The 17,638-nt window shown below is 63.8% G+C and carries 14 protein-coding genes; 12 read left to right on the top strand and 2 right to left on the bottom strand.

Going from position 1 to position 17,638, the window contains the following annotated elements; genetic code table 11:
* The first annotated feature begins 10 nt into the window (after positions 1–10).
* From NKJ09_RS05390 to NKJ09_RS05360, 7 genes are all read left to right on the top strand, one after another.
* Positions 11–286, top strand: a complete 276-nt coding sequence (locus NKJ09_RS05390; protein WP_023716802.1) for a hypothetical protein — start codon at positions 11–13, stop codon at positions 284–286.
* Positions 280–3,459, top strand: coding sequence for an efflux RND transporter permease subunit (locus tag NKJ09_RS05385; RefSeq protein WP_023716801.1), 3,180 nt, complete (start codon positions 280–282; stop codon positions 3,457–3,459). The genes NKJ09_RS05390 and NKJ09_RS05385 overlap by 7 nt, the downstream gene beginning before the upstream one ends.
* A 16-nt stretch (positions 3,460–3,475) precedes the next feature.
* The gene (locus tag NKJ09_RS05380; RefSeq protein ID WP_023716800.1) at positions 3,476–4,630 is read left to right on the top strand and encodes an efflux RND transporter periplasmic adaptor subunit; all 1,155 of its coding nucleotides are present in this window, start codon (positions 3,476–3,478) and stop codon (positions 4,628–4,630) included.
* Between the two features lie 259 nt (positions 4,631–4,889).
* Positions 4,890–5,627, top strand: a complete 738-nt coding sequence (locus NKJ09_RS05375; protein ID WP_352493996.1) for a GntR family transcriptional regulator — start codon at positions 4,890–4,892, stop codon at positions 5,625–5,627.
* A gap of 50 nt (positions 5,628–5,677) precedes the next feature.
* Positions 5,678–6,784 carry a mandelate racemase/muconate lactonizing enzyme family protein gene (locus NKJ09_RS05370; protein ID WP_352493995.1) on the top strand — a complete coding sequence of 369 codons (1,107 nt, stop codon included), beginning with the start codon at positions 5,678–5,680 and terminating at the stop codon, positions 6,782–6,784.
* A gap of 225 nt (positions 6,785–7,009) precedes the next feature.
* A complete protein-coding gene (locus NKJ09_RS05365; protein WP_023716797.1) occupies positions 7,010–8,332 on the top strand; it encodes an NAD(P)H-dependent oxidoreductase in 1,323 nt (440 codons plus the stop codon).
* A 20-nt stretch (positions 8,333–8,352) separates the two neighbouring features.
* Entirely contained in the window at positions 8,353–9,852 is a 1,500-nt protein-coding gene (locus tag NKJ09_RS05360) for a xylulokinase (protein ID WP_023716796.1), read from the top strand.
* Here NKJ09_RS05360 and NKJ09_RS05355 read toward each other — a convergent pair.
* Entirely contained in the window at positions 9,842–10,804 is a 963-nt protein-coding gene (locus NKJ09_RS05355; protein WP_031193335.1) for a sugar-binding transcriptional regulator, read from the bottom strand. The genes NKJ09_RS05360 and NKJ09_RS05355 overlap by 11 nt on opposite strands.
* 292 nt (positions 10,805–11,096) lie before the next feature.
* Here NKJ09_RS05355 and NKJ09_RS05350 point away from each other — a divergent pair, with 292 nt between their 5' ends.
* The 5 genes from NKJ09_RS05350 to NKJ09_RS05330 all read left to right on the top strand — a co-directional run bounded on the left by NKJ09_RS05350 (position 11,097) and on the right by NKJ09_RS05330 (position 16,395).
* Positions 11,097–12,080 (top strand): ABC transporter permease, encoded by a 984-nt coding sequence (locus NKJ09_RS05350; RefSeq protein ID WP_502895879.1) that lies wholly within the window; start codon positions 11,097–11,099, stop codon positions 12,078–12,080.
* 149 nt (positions 12,081–12,229) lie between these two features.
* Positions 12,230–13,168, top strand: a complete 939-nt coding sequence (locus NKJ09_RS05345) for a sugar ABC transporter substrate-binding protein (RefSeq protein ID WP_352484098.1) — start codon at positions 12,230–12,232, stop codon at positions 13,166–13,168.
* Between the two features lie 33 nt (positions 13,169–13,201).
* The gene (locus NKJ09_RS05340) at positions 13,202–14,710 is read left to right on the top strand and encodes a sugar ABC transporter ATP-binding protein (RefSeq protein WP_023716792.1); all 1,509 of its coding nucleotides are present in this window, start codon (positions 13,202–13,204) and stop codon (positions 14,708–14,710) included.
* A 126-nt stretch (positions 14,711–14,836) separates the two neighbouring features.
* On the top strand, positions 14,837–15,601 hold the full coding sequence (locus NKJ09_RS05335) for an SDR family oxidoreductase (RefSeq protein WP_352762422.1): 765 nt from the start codon (positions 14,837–14,839) through the stop codon (positions 15,599–15,601).
* 8 nt (positions 15,602–15,609) lie between these two features.
* Positions 15,610–16,395 carry a glucose 1-dehydrogenase gene (locus NKJ09_RS05330; RefSeq protein ID WP_352493992.1) on the top strand — a complete coding sequence of 262 codons (786 nt, stop codon included), beginning with the start codon at positions 15,610–15,612 and terminating at the stop codon, positions 16,393–16,395.
* A 56-nt stretch (positions 16,396–16,451) separates the two neighbouring features.
* Here the strand turns inward: NKJ09_RS05330 and NKJ09_RS05325 are convergent, their stop codons facing one another.
* Positions 16,452–17,528 (bottom strand): D-alanine--D-alanine ligase family protein, encoded by a 1,077-nt coding sequence (locus NKJ09_RS05325; RefSeq protein ID WP_352484101.1) that lies wholly within the window; start codon positions 17,526–17,528, stop codon positions 16,452–16,454.
* Positions 17,529–17,638: the final 110 nt, after the last annotated feature.

The following is a 17,638-nucleotide window of genomic DNA, read 5'->3' as shown; positions in this document are numbered from 1 at the left end:
AGCCGCTTCGATGTCGCAGCGCAATGATCTGACGATCGATGAAGTTGTGAAGGATCCGATGATCCGCATGCTGATGAAGGCCGACCGCGTCGACCCGCGGTCTTTCGAGGCGATGCTGCGTGCGCTGGCGGACGAGCAGGCCGAGCGCCGCAACGCGCCGCGTCGCCCGCTGCAAGATTTCGGCTTTCTCGAAGATTCCGGCTCAACGCGCAGCCGGCGACTGTCCAGGGTGGCCAGGGCCTTTGGCCGGGCCAGAGCATCGGGCGAGGCGTGCATCTCATGGTAAACTTCTTCATTCATCGTCCGATCTTTGCGTCGGCGATCGCCATCATCATGGTGCTCGCCGGGGGCATTTGTTATTTTCTGCTGCCCGTCTCGCAGTTTCCCGACATCACGCCGCCCCAGGTCGTGGTCAGCGCCCACTACCCGGGCGCCAGCGCGCAGGTTGTCGCCGACACGGTGACGACGCCGCTCGAACAGCAGATCAACGGCGTTCAGGGCATGACCTATATGTCGTCGTCGAGCTCCAATGACGGCTCCTCGACGATCACCATCACTTTCGAGGTCGGCTATTCCCTGAGCACCGCCGCCGTCGACGTCCAGAACCGCGTTTCGCAGGCGGCTTCCTCGTTGCCGGCCATCGTCAACCAGGGCGGCGTGACGATCAAGAAACAGAACCCGAACTTCGTCCTGATCGTCGACCTCACCTCCCCGGACGGCTCCGTCAACCCGGTCACTTTGAGCAATCTCGCCTACCTGCAGGTGGTCGATCCGCTGAAGCGCCTGCCTGGCGTCGGCGACGTGCAGATCTTCGGCGAGCGGCGCTATTCGATGCGCGTTTGGCTCGATCCCGACAAGCTCGCCAATCTCGGCATCACCGCCGTCGACGTGCAGAACGCCGTCGCCGAGCAGAACGTCCAGGTGGCGGCCGGCAAGATCGGGCAATCGCCGGCTCCGGCCGGCACCGCTTTCGAGATGCAGGTCAACGCCGTCGGCAGGCTGAGCGACCCCAAGGAGTTCGGCGACATCGTCGTGCGGGCCAATACCGCCAACGGCTCGTTGGTGCGGCTCCGCGACGTTGCGCGCATCGAGCTCGGCGCGCTGCAATATTCGTCGTCGGCCTTCTTCGGCAAGGACCCGACGGTGGTGCTCGCGGTCTACCAGATGCCGGGCTCCAACGCGCTCGATCTGCAGCAGCGCGTCAAGGACAAGATGCAGGAGCTGTCGGCCCGCTTCCCGAAGGGGGTCAGCTATGCCATGCATTACGATACGACACGTTTCGTATCGGCGTCTATGCATGACGTGCTGATCACGCTCGGCGAGGCGCTGGTCCTGGTCGTCGCGGTGGTGTTCATCTTCCTGCAAAGCTGGCGCACCACGATCATCCCGACGATCGCGATTCCGGTGTCGCTGGTGTCGACATTAGTCGTCATGTACATGTTCGGCTTCTCCCTGAACATGCTCAGCCTGCTCGGCATGGTGCTGGCGATCGGCCTCGTCGTCGACGACGCGATCGTCGTCGTCGAGAATGTCGAACGCCAGCTCGAGGCCGGCCTCAAACCGCTGGCTGCCACGCGTACGGCGATGGCCGAGGTCACCGGACCGATCATCGCCACGACCGCCGTGCTGATGGCCGTGTTTGTGCCGGTTGCCTTCATCCCCGGCGTTTCCGGCCGGCTCTACAACCAGTTTGCCCTGACAGTCGCGATCTCCTTCGGCATCTCGGCCTTTGTCTCGCTCACGCTTACTCCGGCGCTCAGCGCGGCGTTCCTGCGCCACCGGCCTGAAACGCAGTTCGTGCTGTTCCGCTGGTTCAACATGGGCTTCGAACGGCTGTCGCATGCGTATGCGAATGGCGTGCGCATTCTCATCCGTCTGCGCTGGATCATGCTTGGCCTGTTCGCGGCCGGACTTGTCGCGACCTACTTCGTCTGGCAGCGCCTGCCCTCGACCTTCCTTCCGGTCGAGGACCAGGGCTACTTCTTCGTCGTTATCCAGCTCCCCGACGGGGCCTCGCTGGAACGCACCGATGCAGTGGCGCAAAAGGCACGCGATATCCTGCAGAACACGCCCGGCGTCGACATTGTCGGCTCGATCAGCGGCTTGAACTTCCTGACCAGTGCCGCGCAGTCGAACTCGGCGGTCGAATTCGCCATCCTGAAGCCATGGGACGAACGCGGCCCCGACCAGAGCGCCTCGAAGCTCGTCGCCGACGTGCGCAACAAGCTGCTGCAAATTCCGGAGGCTTTTGCGCTGAGCTTCGACCCGCCTTCGATCCCGGGCATCGGCACCACCGGTGGCTTCGAGTTCCAGGTCGAGGATCTGACCGGCCGCGGCAGCGTGGCGCTCAACGATGCGACGCAAGCTGTGATTGCCGAGGCGCGCAAGCAGCCGGAGCTCAACCCACAGCAATTGTTCTCGTCGTTCTCGACCTCGACGCCGCAGTTCAACTACGATCTCGATCGCGCCAAGGCAAAGCTGCTCGGGCTCAACCTGCCGGACGTCTTCAACACGCTGCAGATCTATCTCGGCTCGCTTTATGTGAACGACTTCAACCTGTTTGGCCGCACCTTCCGGGTGACGATCCAGGCCGACAAGGACTCTCGAGCCGGTCCGGCCGACATTTCGCGGCTCTATGTCCGCAATGCGTCGGGTGGCATGGTGCCGCTGAGCACGCTGGGCAAGCTTGTGCCCATCGTCGGCCCCGAGACCGTGCCGCACTACAACAACAATGCGTCGGCCCTGATCAATGGCGGCGCCGCCCCCGGCTTTTCGTCCGGCCAGGCGGTGGCGGCAATGGAACGTGCCGCTGCCACGGCGTTGCCGAGAGATTTCGGCTACGAATGGACCGGCATCACCTATCAGGAGCTCAAGGCGGGATCGATCGCATCCGTCGTCTTCGGCCTCGCCATCGTCTTCGTTTTCCTCATCCTTGCCGCGCAATATGAGAGCTGGGCGATGCCGTTCATGGTGCTGCTGGCGGTGCCGCTCGCATTGTTCGGTGCGTTCGTCGTGCTGTGGCTGCGCGGCATGCAGATCGACGTCTACTCGCAGATCGGCTTCGTCATGCTGATCGGACTGGCGGCCAAGAACGCGATTCTGATCGTCGAGTTTGCCCGGCGCCGGCGCGAAGAAGGCCTCAGCATCGTCGACGCCGCGATGGAAGCGGCGCGGCTGCGGCTGCGGCCGATCCTGATGACCGCCTTCGCCTTCATCCTCGGCGTGCTGCCGCTGATGTTCGCCACAGGTGCGGGTGCCGCAAGCCGGCAGTCGATCGGCACCACCGTCTTTGGCGGCATGGTCGCAGCGACCATCCTGTCGCTGGTGTTCGTGCCGGTCTTCTATGCGGTGATCGAGCAGCTGCGCGAGCGCCGCAGCGAGAGCGAACCGGTCTCCGAAACGACTGAACAACCAACCGCCGAACCCGCCTTCGAGCCATTGGCCGAAGCGGCTGAATAGGACTGGAGAATCGATCATGCGTAAATGGAAAATCGCGCTGGGAACGGCCGTCGCCCTTGGGGCGATTTCGATAGCGAGCGTTCACTTGCTCGACATGGGCAGTCTCAGCCTCAACGCCGGCACGGCCGGGGCGGCGACACCCAAGCCGGAAGCCTTTGTCATGCCGGTGCCGGTGGTGAGCGTCGTCAAGAAGACGATCCCGATCTATCTCGACTACGCCGCCCGGGTAGAGCCGATCCGCAGCATTACGCTGCAGGCGCGCGTGCCGGGCTATCTGCAGGAGCAGGTCGCCACCGACGGCGGCGATGTTGCAAAGGGCGACCTTCTCTACAAGATCGCCCCGGAGGATTTCCAGGCTGCCCTGGAGCAGGCGAAGGCGCTTATCCAGCGCGACACGGCAACACTCGACTATGCGCGCTCCAATCTCGGGCGCGGCAGCGAGCTCGCCAAGAGCGGCTATCTCGCCAAGGACGTGTTCGACCAGCGCACCAGCACCTTGCGCGAGGCTCAGGCCTCGCTCGCCGTGAACCAAGCCGCCTTGCGGACCGCCGAGCTCAATTTGAGCTATACCGAAATCCGTGCCCCGTTCGCGGGACGCATCGGACGCAGCCAGGCTTCCGTCGGAACGCTGGTCAGCGTTGCCGGCACGGTGCTCAACTCGCTGGTGCAGCTCGATCCGATCTACGTCACCTTCAATCCGAGCGAAACGGACCTGACCCAGATCGAGGAAGCTCGGGCTGCGGGACCGATCAGTGTCGACGTCCTGCTTCCCGGTGAAACCGAACCGCGCCAGAAGGGCGATCTTACCTTCATGGACAACACAATCGATCGCTCGACCGGCACGATCACGGCACGGGCGACGGTCGGCAACGGCAAATTCACGCTGCTGCCCGGGCAGTATGTCCGCGTCCGGCTGCACGTCAAAGAGCAGCCCGATGCGCTGATGGTGCCGCAGACGGCACTCGGCTCAGGCCAGCTCGGCAAATACCTCTATGTCGTCGGCAAGGACAACACCGTCGACCAGCGCATCGTTTCGCTCGGACCGACCAATGGCGATCAGGTGGCCATCTTGAGCGGCGTAGCCGAAGGCGACCAGGTGATCACCGGCAATCTGCAGAAGATCGGCCCGGGAATGCCGGTCTCGCCGCTACCCCAGAAACCGGCCACCTGATAACCCCCATCAGGTCCGGTCCCGCGGCGCCCTCGGCTCCCACGCCGAGGGCGCCGTTTTCTTGCTGAGCAGGGTCGGCAAGATTGGCCTCATCGGCGCACTCGGCCTTGGCAGGAGCCATGAAGGCGCAAATAGAGCGGGCCGTGACGTACCCATCTGCCGCAAGCTGCAGGCCAGCGGAGAACCTGAACCCGCAATTACCCTCTTGTTAGATTGTCGACAATCTGCTTGTGTAGCTTTTGGTCTCCTGGAGCACCGAATGGCGAAGCTGGATTTCAGTCCGATCGCGGATACGACACGCCGGGCCGAGATCGTGGCGCTGCTCCGGCGCGCGATCCTGACCGGCCAGTTAGAGCCAGGACAAAAACTCAACGAACTCAGGATTTCCGAGCAGATGCGGGTGAGTCGTGCGCCGCTGCGTGAGGCGATGCGCGAGCTGGTGCAGGAAGGCATCCTGACCAGCATCCCCTACGCCGGAACCTTCGTCATCGACGTTACCGCCAAGGACATCGACGATGCCTATTCGCTCAACAAGGTGCTGGACGAATTCGCCATCGAGCGGACCTGGCCGCTTCGCGACCAGCGCTTCTTCGACGAGATCGACCGGCGGCATGCGGCGGTGAAGCAGGCGACGCGCGAGTTGGACACGACGCGGCAGATCGAAACGGCGCTGCAACTGCATGGACTGATCCACGAATGGGCCGACAACTCGGTGCTGCTGGAAACCTGGCAGCGGCTGGCCAGCCGGCTGCAGATGTATTTTGCGCTGCACCAGCGGGCCCGCAACGAGCCGGTGCCTGCCGAAGACGCTCACGAAACCTATGTGCAGTTGCTCCAGGGCAGCGACATGCGCGCTGCCCAGCGCCACGCCAAGGAGCATATCGATTTGGATTTCGAGGAACTGCTCGCCTATGCGCGCGAGTTGGAAGAGCGTGGCTCAAAGGGCGCCGGCGCGGATCGTGCCGGCCTAACGCGCAATCGGCCCAAAGGCGGCTGAGCCCGACAAGTTTGGCGGTCATCCCGGAACACAGACAACGGACAGAAGACGTGCAGATCAAAACCATCAAAGCCTACCATGTCGTGCAGCCCTTTGTGGACGGACCTTACCGGATGTCGAAGGGGCGCGTCGCCGATGCGTTCGACGCTGTGATCGTCGCCGTCACCGCAGATAGCGGGCTCACCGGCTGGGGCGAGATGGCGCCGCTCGGCAATTTTTACTCGCCGGCGTTCGCCGCCGGCACGCGCGCCGGCGTCGTCGAGATCGCGCCGCATCTCATGGGCCATGACCCACGCGGGCTTGCCGGGATCAACAGGCTCATGGATACGGTGTTCAAGGGCCATCCCTACGTCAAGTCGGCGCTCGACATGGCATGCTCGGATCTCGCGGCGCGCGCCGCCGACGTGCCGCTGGTTACGTTGCTTGGCGGACGCGAGAGCGAGACGGCCGAACTCTACAAGGTCGTCACCCATGGCACGGTCGACGCGATGGCTGCACTTGCCAAGCGCATCGTCAAAGACGGCTTTCATCGACTGCAGGTCAAGGTCGGCGGCAACGTCCATGACGACATCGAACGCGTCACAGCCGTCGCCGCCGCGGTGCCGAAGGGCACCGTCATCTTCTGCGACGCCAATGCCGGCTGGACGCCTTACCAGGCACGCCAGTTCGTGGATGCGACGCGCACCATCGACTACACGTTCGAACAGCCCTGCACGACGATCGACGAATGCATGTCGGTGCGCCGCTCGCTTGACAAACCGATGGTGCTCGACGAATCCGTCGCCTCGCTGGACGACATGCTCGACATCCACCGCAAGCGCGCTGCCGACGGGCTGACGCTGAAGATCTCGCGGCTCGGAGGAGTGACCAAAACGCGCCAAATCCGCGACCTCGCCGTCGATCTCGGCTTCATGATCACCGTCGAGGACACTGGCGGCGCCGAGATCGACACATCGGCCATGGCGCATCTGTCGCTGTCGACGCCCGAGGAGCGCCGGCTGCACGCCATCGCCTTCCACGAATGGGTGACGGTGCGCACCGCATCCAATATGCCGCCGGTCTCGGGCAGCCGCATGGGCATTCCGGACGGGCCGGGACTTGGCATCGATGTCGTTCCCGACCTGCTCGGCGCGCCCTTCTTCGAGATCGGCAGCTGAGGTAGAGACCGCGCCACCTCAAGGCAACGTCGAGCAACCCGCATCGGTCGGCGCCGTCCGGCTATCTGCAGAGGTCGTGCCCTGACCGGCAGCTGACCCCAAGCGATCGGCCATTCCAGAGCGGGAATGTCCCAATTGCAGGTTGAAATATTTTTCATTTGGAAATAGGAATGTTCAAAACGTTGATTTGGACGCTGCGGCGCGTCAAGAACTGGAGGAAGCGACATGTCCCATCCGCAATTTGCAGCGGAACTTCTGCAGCGCGCTGAACAGCAGGGGCCGATCACCATCGGGCTTGCCGGCGCCGGTCAGATGGGCACCGACATCGTCGTCCAGGTGGCACTGATGCCGGGCATGCGGATCGGCGCTATTTCCGAGGTCAGGCCGCAGGCAGCGATCGACGCGGCGCTGCTCGCTGGCCACGACCGTTCCGACATCGTCCAGGCCGGAAATGCGGCGGCGATCGACCGCGCCATCGAGGCCGGCAAGATTGCGGTGACCGAAGATTTGCACGCGCTGGCGGCGGCCGGCCGGATCGACGTCATCATCGACGCGACGGGCAATCCCAATATCGGCACGCTGTTCGCGCTGGAAGTGATGAAGAACGGCAAGCACATCGTCATGCTCAATGTCGAGGCCGACATCACGATCGGCCGCTTCCTCAAGGACGAGGCACGCAAGGCCGGCGTCGTCTATACCGGTGCCGCCGGCGACGAGCCGGCCTGCACGCTGGAGATCATCGGCTTTGCCAAAAGCCTCGGCTTCAACATCATCGCCGCCGGCAAGGGCAAGAACAATCCGCTGAAGATCGACGCCATGCCGGCCGATTACGAGAAAGAAGCGGCCGAGCGCAACATGAATGCGCGCATGCTGGTCGAATTCGTCGACGGCTCGAAGACGGCCATCGAAATGGTGGCGATCGCCAATGCCACCGGCCTGGTGCCCGACGTGCCGGGCATGCACGGCCCAACCGCAACGCTGGAGGAGCTCGCCAGCGTGCTCTGCCCGCGCGAGGATGGCGGCGTGCTGCATCGCAAGGGCGTGGTCGATTATTCGATCGGCAAGGGCGTGGCGCCCGGCGTGTTCTGCATCATCGAGACCCAGCATCCGCGCGTGCTGGAGCGTATGATCGACCTCAAGGTCGGCAAAGGCCCCTATTTCACGATCTTCCGGCCCTATCATCTGACCAGCCTGGAAGTGCCGCTGTCGGCGGCGCGCGCCGTCGTCTACAAACGGGCCGACATGGAGCCGCTCGACCGTCCGGTCGCCGAGGCGGTGGCGGTTGCCAAGAGCGATCTTGGCGTCGGCCAGTCGCTCGGCATGATCGGCGAGAACGACTATCGCGGCTTCGCCATGACATGGGAAGATGCACGCGCCCGGGGCGCGCTGCCGCTCGGCCTTGCCGAACGGGCCAAGGTGGTCAAGCCGCTCAAGATCGGCGATTTCCTGACCTATGAAAATTGTGTACCCGACGATTCGATGGTGATAACCCAGATCCGCCGTCGTCTCGATCAGTCGGACGGACGGTTCGCTACCAACGCGGCTTGACCCCGCCGGATCTCCGCCTGATGGACGATATCGTAATCGGGATCGACGCCTCGACCACGGCCGTGAAGGCGATTGCCTTCACCCGCGACGGCGAGGAGCTGTTCCAGGCGCGCGAGACTTATCCGCTTTCAAATCCGAAGCCCAGCCATTTCGAGCAGGACGCCGAACATTGGTGGACGGCGCTGCTTGGCGCATTGAAGCAGGTCACTGAGGCGGTCGGCGCTTTCCGCGTGGCGGCGATCTCCATTGCCCACCAGCGCGAGACCTTCACGCTGGTCGACAGCGCCGGCAAACCACTTATTCCGGCGATCCTGTGGCTGGACGAACGCGCCCGGCCGCAGGTTATCAGGCTTTCGGCCGAACTCGGCCGCGAGGCGATCCGCGACTGGAGCGGCAAGCCGCCGGACCCGACGCCGGCGCTCTATGCCATCGCCTGGCTTGCCGAACACCAGCCTCAGGTGCTTCACCAGGCAGCGGCACTGGTCGACGTGCACGGTTTCTTCGTCCAGCGGCTGACCGGGCGATTGGTCACCAGCACCGCAAGTGCGGATCCGCTCGGGCTCCTCGACGTCGAGAGAGGTACCTGGCATCCCCGCCTCGTTGCGGCCGCCGGACTGCAGATGGAGCAATTGCCCGACCTGGTCGCGCCGGGCGCAATTTGCGGCGGGCTTTCCGCAACCGCGGCGCAACTGACCGGCCTGAGGGCCGGCACGCCGGTCGTTGCCGGCGCTGGGGACGGCCAGGCGATGGGCCTCGGCATGGGCGTTTACGGCGAAGGCAAGAGCTATCTCTCGCTCGGCTCCGGCGTGGTCAGCGGCTGCTATTCCGGCAAGGTGAAAACCTCGGACGCCTTTCGCACGCTGGTCTCGCCGACCGGTTCCGGTTTCATGCTGGAGACAGTGCTGCGTTCGGGCATGCAACTGGTCGACTGGATTGTCCGCACGACCGGTTCGCCGTCGGCGGCAGCACTGGAGAAAGCGGCGCTGGAGGTTGCCGCTGGCAGCGAGGGCCTGCTCGTCATGCCCTATTGGGCCGGCGTCATGAGCCCCTATTGGGATGGTGCCGCGCGTGGCGCCATTGTCGGCCTGTCGCTCGACCACCGGCCGGAGCATCTTTTCCGCGCTGTCCTGGAAGGCATCGCCTTCGAGCAGGCCGTTGCCACCGAGGCCATGGAAGCCCAGGCCGGCGGACAGGCGGCGATGATTGCCGCCGGCGGCGGCACCAATTGCGTACTCCTCATGCAGATCATGGCAAGCGTGCTCGAGCGGCCGATCTCGGTTTCGCCGGTCAACGAAGCCGCCGCACTCGGCGCCGCCATGCTGGCGGCCGCCGCGGTCGGCTGGTTTGCCTCGCCGGAAGCCGCCGCAAAGGCAATGGCTGCCGCTCCCACCATGCATGTCGACCCGGTCGATGGACTTGTTGCCGGCTATCGCGGCCGCAAGGCAATCTACCGCGATCTCTATCAAGCGACGCGCGATATCCACGTGCGGCTGAGTGCTCTCAACGCGACTAGCGGTTGAGCAGCCCCTTTGCCGCATCCTCGTCGGTGATCAGAACCGATACCTTGGTGTTGGCGAGTGCTGCCCGCATGATGGCAATCTTTTCCTGCCCTCCCGACACCAGGATGATGCTCGGGATATCCGACAGATCCTGCAGCGGATAGGCACAGACGCGGCGGTTCACCTCGTGGTCGACCGGGCGGCCCTCGGCGTCGATGAAATGACACAGAATATCGCCGACGGCGCCGGCCGCCTGCAGTTCCTCGAGTTCGCTTGGCTTGATGAAGCCGTAATTGGCGATCGGGCTGTCGTTGGAAAACGAGCCGACGCTGAGCACGGCAATGTTTGCCCGGCGTGCACGGAAGACAACGTCCTGAACGCTGCGCTGGCTCATGAACGCGTCGCGCTGTTCCGGCCGGTCGGCATAGACCGGCACCGGCAGCAGGAAGCACTCCGCACCGATCTTCTCGGCGAAATCCCAGGCGCTTTCTGTCGGGTTGAGCGGCTGTGCATGGGTCAGGCCGCCAAGCATCGAAACCACCGTGGTCCTGGCGATAGGCCGCCTTGGCAACTCATTGATGGCGAATTTCAGCGTCCGCCCCCAGCCCAGCGCAATGACATCGCCGGCATTCACATGGTCGGCCAGATAGGCGGCGGCGGCGTGGCCGATCATCAGCGGTGCGTTGCTTCGGTCGGCAGCCGACGGCACCACAACAGCCTGGCTGAGCCCGAACCTCTGCTTGAGGCTTTCCTCCAAAACCACGCATTCGACGACGCTGTCGCGGATGCGAAACTGGACGACACCCTCTTCGCGGGCGGCGGAGAGAATGCGATGTACCTTGATGCGGCCGACGCCGAGAATTTCGGAAATCCGCTCCTGTGTAAGACCCTCGACATAATAGTGCCAGGCGGCGCGGGCCTTGAGTTCGGCGTCGGGAAAGCGCGAGGCTCTTTCGTTCTCTACGATCGTCATCTGTTTGCCTTGCCGCAGCCGCCGGCTCTGCTCATGATATTCCAATCCGGCGACTTCGAAATGCCCAAGATTTCCGAGACCTTGCGTAAGGCAAACCGGCGGACAGCGCAAACCGTCGTCGAATGAAACGGCAGGCCTTGACAATTTTCCGACGAACAGTTTAGCTGAACAAAATTGCATGTTAAAGATAAATTGTTCACATGGAGGGGCCTGGTGAACAAAGTGGCCCGGTGATGCAGCGCCGGATTGCTGTGGAGGAGACGAAGTGGCTGTGAGCAACGACGCAAGCGAGTTGAAAGCAGGCTCTGGTACGCAGGCCACGACGGGCGCAAAGTTTTCGGCTGTCTTTGCCGGAACCATGGGCCCGCTGATCGGGCTGGTCCTGCTGTGCCTGGCGCTCTCGCTGACCACCGATACGTTCCTGACCATCCGCAACATCCTCAACGTGCTCGACCAGGTTACCGTACTCGGCATCATGGCGATCGGCATGACGCTGGTCATCCTGATCGGCGGCATCGACCTGTCCGTTGGCTCGGTGCTGGCGCTGGCTTCCATGGTGATGGGCTTCGTCGCCCATCCGGACTATCTCAATCTCGGCCTGCCGGCCGGCATCGCCGCAGCCCTCGTCGTCGCCGGCCTTTGCGGGCTGGTTTCGGGCCTGCTGGTGACGGTCACCAAGCTGCCGCCCTTCATCGCCACGCTGGCCATGATGTCGGTGGCGCGCGGTCTCGCCAATATGATCACCGACGGCTCGCAGATCGTCGGCTTTCCCGACTGGTTCACCAGCCTGTCGATCATCCGCCATTTCGGCTTCCTGTCGGTCACCGTCGGGCTGATGATCGTGCTTGCCGTCATTTTCGCGATCTTCCTGAATTATCGCGCCACCGGCCGCAGCCTCTACGCAATCGGCGGCAGCGCCGAAGTCGCCCGGCTGTCCGGCATACCGGTCAAGTCGCTGACAAACTGGGTCTATACGATCTGCGCCGTGCTGGCCGGTCTCGCCGGCATCGTGCTTGCCGCCCGGCTCGATTCCGTCCAGCCGAGCTCCGGCCTTGGCTACGAGCTCGACACCATCGCGGCGGTGGTTATCGGCGGCGCCAGCCTGTCGGGCGGCGTCGGTTCGATCGGCGGCACCGCCATCGGCGTCCTCATCATCGGCGTGCTGCGCAACGGGCTGAACCTGCTCGGTGTCTCGCCCTTCATCCAGCAAGTGGTTATCGGCGTGGTGATCGCGCTGGCGGTGGCCACCGACACCTGGCGGCGCAGAGCACAATGAAAAATGGGGCACAATGAAGAATTGGGCTCAATGAGATTCACCCGGATATTCGGGCGAAAACGGATCGGTGATCCGAAACTGGGAGTTGTTCGGCCACGGGGCGCCGCGATGCGCGGGCAGGACAGATTGAACATCAACGGAGGAATAACATGCTGACTAAACGTTCATTGCTGCTTGCCGCCGCGGCCATCATCCCGCTGCTTAGCCTGTCCGACATGGCCTCGGCCAAGGAAGCCAAGAAGCTCGGCCTCGCCGTCGCCAATCTGCAGGCCGACTTCTTCAACCAGATCAAGCAGTCCGTCGAAGCCTACGGCAAGGAAAAGGGCATCGAGGTCGTCACCGTCGACGCCAAGGGCGATTCGGCGACCCAGGTCAGCCAGGTGCAGGATCTGATCACGCAGAATATCGATGCGCTGATCTACATTCCGGCCGGCGCCACCGCCGCCACCGTGCCGACCAAGACGGCCAAGGCTGCCAGCATCCCAGTCATCAATGTCGACCGCAACGCCGACGGCGCGCCCGGCGACACCTTCATCGCCACCAATAGCGTGGCATCGGCGAAAGCGGTTTGCGACTACATCGCCAAGCAGGCCGGCGGCAAGGGCGAGCTGATCATCATCCACGGCCAGAAGGGTACGACGCCCGAGGTCGATCGCTCGAAGGGCTGCGGCGAAGCGCTGAAGGGCTATCCCGACATCAAGGTCGTCGGCGAATTGTGGAGCGAAGGCTGGCACCAGGACGAAGGTTTCAAGCTGACGCAGGATCTGTTGCAGTCGCATCCCGACGTGTCGATCGTCATCGGCCAGGCCGATGCGCTGGCGCTCGGTGCGGCGCAGGCGGTCAAGGTCGCCAATCCCGGCCACAAGGTCTGGGTTGCCGGCTTCGACGGCGACGTGGCGGCGCTCAAGGCGCTGAAGGACGGCGTCTTCGACGTGACGGCGACGCAGCAGACCCAGGGCATGGGCCGGCTTGCCGTCGATGCGGCAATCAAGCTGGTGGCCGGCGAGACCATTCCCGCAGAACAGCTGCAGGATGCGACGCTGACCACCAAGGACAATGTCGAGCAGTTCATCGCCAAGCATCCCTGATTTAGACCAATCCGGCAGTCGACGAGCGCAACAATGTCCACCGAACCTCGCCACACGCACAGCCCCAATCTGGGTCTCGTCGTCAGCGGCCTCTGCAAAAGCTACGGACCGGTGCAGGTCCTGGCCGATGCGAGCTTCGAGGTGCGGCCGGGCGAGGTCGTGGCGCTGCTTGGCGAAAACGGCGCCGGCAAGTCCACCGTCTCGAACATCATCGCCGGGTCGACCAAGCCCGATGCCGGCACCATCACCTGGCGGGGGAACGCTTATTCCCCCGCCAATCCTGCCGCGGCGATCGACGCCGGCATCGGCATGATCCACCAGGAGCTGAAGCTGCTGCCGGATCTGTCGGTCGCCGAAAACGTCTATGTCGGGCGCCTGCCGATGCGCGGCGGCCGCATCGACCGCGCGGCAATGAATGCGCGGGCATCGGCCCAGTTGAAGCGCCTCGGCCTCGACGTCTCGCCCGAGCGCAAGGTGCGCACGCTGCGTATCGCCGCCCAGCAGCAGGTCGAGATCGCCAAGGCGCTGACGCTCAATGCCGAGCTGCTGATCTTCGATGAACCGACGGCCGCCCTTGGCGGCGAGGAAACGGAGCTCCTGTTCCAGCAAATCCGCAAGCTCAAGGCGGAAGGCATGTCCTTCATCTATATCAGCCACCGGCTGGACGAAATCGCCCAAATCGCCGACCGTGTGGTGGTGATGCGCGACGGGCGCATCGTCGCGCGGCACGAGCGCGCCGACATTCCGGTGCGCACCGTTGTCGAGCAGATGGTCGGCCGCAGCGTCGAGCGGATGTTCCCGACTTTGTCGGCGCCCCGCAACGACACGCTGCTCGAGGTCGAGAACCTGTCCTCGCCGGAACGCAGTTTTCAAAATGTCAGCTTTTCGGTGCGGGCCGGCGAAATCCTCGGCATTGCCGGGCTGATCGGCGCCGGCCGCACGGAGCTGGTGAGGGCGATCGCCGGCGCCGACCCGATCTCATCCGGCTCGGTGCGCGTCGCCGGCAAGCCGGTGCATCTCAATGGGCCGGCGGCGGCGATCAAGGCCGGCGTCGTGCTCGTGCCGGAAGACCGCAAGGCGCAAGGCGTGGTGCTCGACCAGACGATCGGCGAGAATCTGGCGATCGGCAATTTCGACCATGTCGCGCCGAATGGCTGGGTGTTCCCGAAGGCGGTGCAGAAATTCGCCGAGGCCGGTATTCGCCGGCTCGGCGTCAAAGGCCGGCCGAACCAGGCGGTCAGCAAGCTTTCAGGCGGCAACCAGCAGAAGGTGATCATTGCCAAATGGGTGTCGCGCCCGCCCAAGGTGTTTATCCTGGACGAGCCGACGCGCGGCATCGACGTTGGTGCCCGCGCCGCGATCTACGATGTCATCGCCGACCTTGCCCGTTCCGGCATGGCGGTGGTGGTGGTGAGTTCCGACCTCGAGGAAGTGCTCGGCCTGTCGCATCGCGTGCTCGTGCTGAGCCGCGGCCGTCAGCGCGGCATTCTCGACCGCAGTGATGCGAGCAATGTCGCCGTCATGGAACTCGCCACAAGCTAGGACAGCCCATCGAAACAAAGCGCAGCAGGTGGTATCCTCCCGGGCACCAGACCGCGCGGGGCGCCAGCAACAGAGTTGGCGCCCCTTTATTTCCGGAGGACGGCGGTTGGAGGAGAGGGACCGACGATGAAACTATTCGATCTTCATGGTGACGTGGCACTTGTGACAGGCGCCGGCAGCGGCATCGGGCAAGCAATCGCCATCGGCCTGGCCGAGGCCGGCGCCGACATAGCCTGCTTCGGCCACGCCTCCAAAGGCGGGCTGGAGGAGACCGCACACCAGATCACAGCACGCGGCCGCAAGGCACTGGTGCTGACCGGCACGGTGACTTCAGAGGCCGATCTCGCGGCCGCGATCGAGCGTACGGAGCAGGAACTCGGCGCGTTGACCATCGCAGTCAACAATGCCGGCGTCGCCGGAGCTGAGCCGGCAGAGACGCTGTCGCTGGAAAATTGGCAGAAGCTCTATGACGTCAATGTCAGCGGCGTGTTCCTGTCCTGCCAGGCCGAGGCCCGTGCCATGCTGACGCGGCGCAAGGGCTCGATCATCAACATCGCCTCGATGTCGGGCTCGATTGTCAACCGCGGCCTGACCCAGGCGCATTACAACTCGTCGAAGGCCGCGGTCATCCACATGTCGAAGAGCCTCGCCATGGAATGGGCCGATCGCGGTCTACGCGTCAACGTCGTCAGCCCCGGCTATACGCTGACCCCGATGAACAAGCGACCGGAGGTCGCCGACCAGGTCAGGATCTTCGAGCGCGACACGCCGATGGGCCGCATGGCGGCGCCGGAAGAGATGGTCGGCCCGACCGTGTTCCTGGCCAGCCGCGCCGCGAGTTTCGTCACCGGCATCGACCTGATCGTCGATGGCGGCTTCGTCTGCTGGTAGGAGAAAAAATGCAGAAGCGATTCCAGGGAAAAACGGCGGTCATCACCGGCGCGAGCGGCGGCATTGGCGCGGCAATGGCCAGGCGCTTCGCCGTGGAAGGTGCTGCGGTCGTCGTCAGCGCCATCGACGCGCGCGTTGAAGAGGTTGCCGCCGATCTGAAGACTGCGGGCGCCAAGGTTGCGTGGATGCGCATGGACGTGACCAAAAAGGAAGAGGTCGTCGCGCTTTACGACCTGGCCGAGCAACAATTCGGCCGCGTCGACATCTCAGTGCAGAATGCCGGTGTCATCACCATCGCCAGGATCGAGGCGATGACCGAGGCAGAATGGGACAAGGTGATGGCGGTCAACACCAAGGGCGTGTTCCTGTGCTGCCAGGAGGCGATCGCGCGCATCCGCAAGCATGGCGATGGCGGCCGGCTGATCAACACCGCATCCGGCCAGGCGCGGCAGGGCTTTATCTACACGCCGCATTATGCGGCCTCGAAATTCGGCGTCGTCGGCATCACCCAGAGCCTCGCCAAGGAACTGGCGAAGGAGAAGATCACCGTCAACGCGATCTGCCCCGGCATCATCGACACCGATATGTGGGCCTATAACGATGCCGCATGGGGCAAGTTGATGGGCGACTACAAGCCCGGCGAGCTGATGGCCGAATGGGTGGAGAACATCCCGATGGGCCGCGCCGGCAGCGGCGAGGACGTCTCCGGCCTGGTCAGCTTTCTCGCCAGCGACGATGCGGCCTATATCACCGGGCAGACCATCAATGTCGATGGCGGCCTGATCATGTCGTAAGATACGACACAGGCCAACGTTCCATCCGCCGGGATCTGAAAGCCGCTTCGCTGCATTCAGGCTGCTCGGCCGGCCCGCGCCAATCCATGTTCCACGAGCCGGTCGATGATTTCGGAATAGCTGACGCCGCTTGCCGCCATTGCCTTGGAGTACATGCTGATATCGGTGAAGCCGGGGATGGTGTTGATTTCATTGACCAAGAACTGCATGTCCGGTGTCAGGAAAAAGTCGATGCGCGCCATCCCGTCACAGCCGACGGCTCTGAAAGCCCTTGCAGCCACATCCCGCATGCTTGCCTCGACCTCGGGCGGCAGTTCGGCCGGCACTTTTAGCGCCGCGCCGTTCTCGTCGATGTATTTGGCATCGTAGCTATAGAAACCGTGGCTTTCCGCCGGCACGATCTCGCCTGGCCGCGAGACGAACAGGTCGCCTGCCGGGTCCTCCAACACGCTACATTCGATCTCGCGCCCATGAACGAATTCCTCGGCCAACAGCTTGCAATCGTGCTGGAAGGCTTCAGCAAGCGCCCCATCGAATTCCTGGCTGGCATTGACCTTTCTGACCCCGACAGACGATCCCTGACGCGCCGGTTTGATGAAGAACGGCAGGCCGAGTTCGCCTTCGAGTGTGGCGAGGGCGGGCGCCGCACCTTCATGGACCGTCACTGAGCGCGCGATTGGCAGACCCGCCGCTTTCAGGAGCCGCTTGGTGACATCCTTGTCCAGCGCGGTTGCTGAACCCAGGATGCCGCAGCCGGCAAGCGGCACCAGAGCCACCTCGGCCACCCCCTGTACCGAGCCGTCTTCGCCATGGGGGCCGTGCAGGACGGGAAACAGGATGTCGATCGTTGGCAGATCATAGGGCGTGCCGTCGGCCGGGATCGCCATCATCCGTCCGCGCCCACCCGGAAGCAGGCAAACTTCCGTGCCGCCTGCAGGTTTCGCGAGCTTACCATCCTGAAAGCTGCTCAGCCGCCACCGTCCCTCGCGCGTGACGAAGATTGGGACGGCATCGTATTTGGCAGGCAGCAGCGCACGCATGACATTGGTTGCGGAAAGCACCGAAACGTCATGTTCGGCGGAACGTCCGCCAAAGAGCACGGCAATGCGCAGTCTGTTTAAGGAAGAGGTCATGAAAGCCTCGGAGATGATCTGGTGTTGAAAGGGTCAGAAGCCGACGGCAATACCGCGGTTGGCGCTGAAGTAAGGCGCTTTGGTCTGCTGCATTGTGTCGATGTCCTGTC

The sequence above is a fragment of the Mesorhizobium sp. M0189 genome, assembly GCF_040322135.1.
Classification (GTDB): Bacteria; Pseudomonadota; Alphaproteobacteria; order Rhizobiales; family Rhizobiaceae; genus Mesorhizobium.
This window is presented reverse-complemented; position numbering and strand designations above follow the sequence as displayed.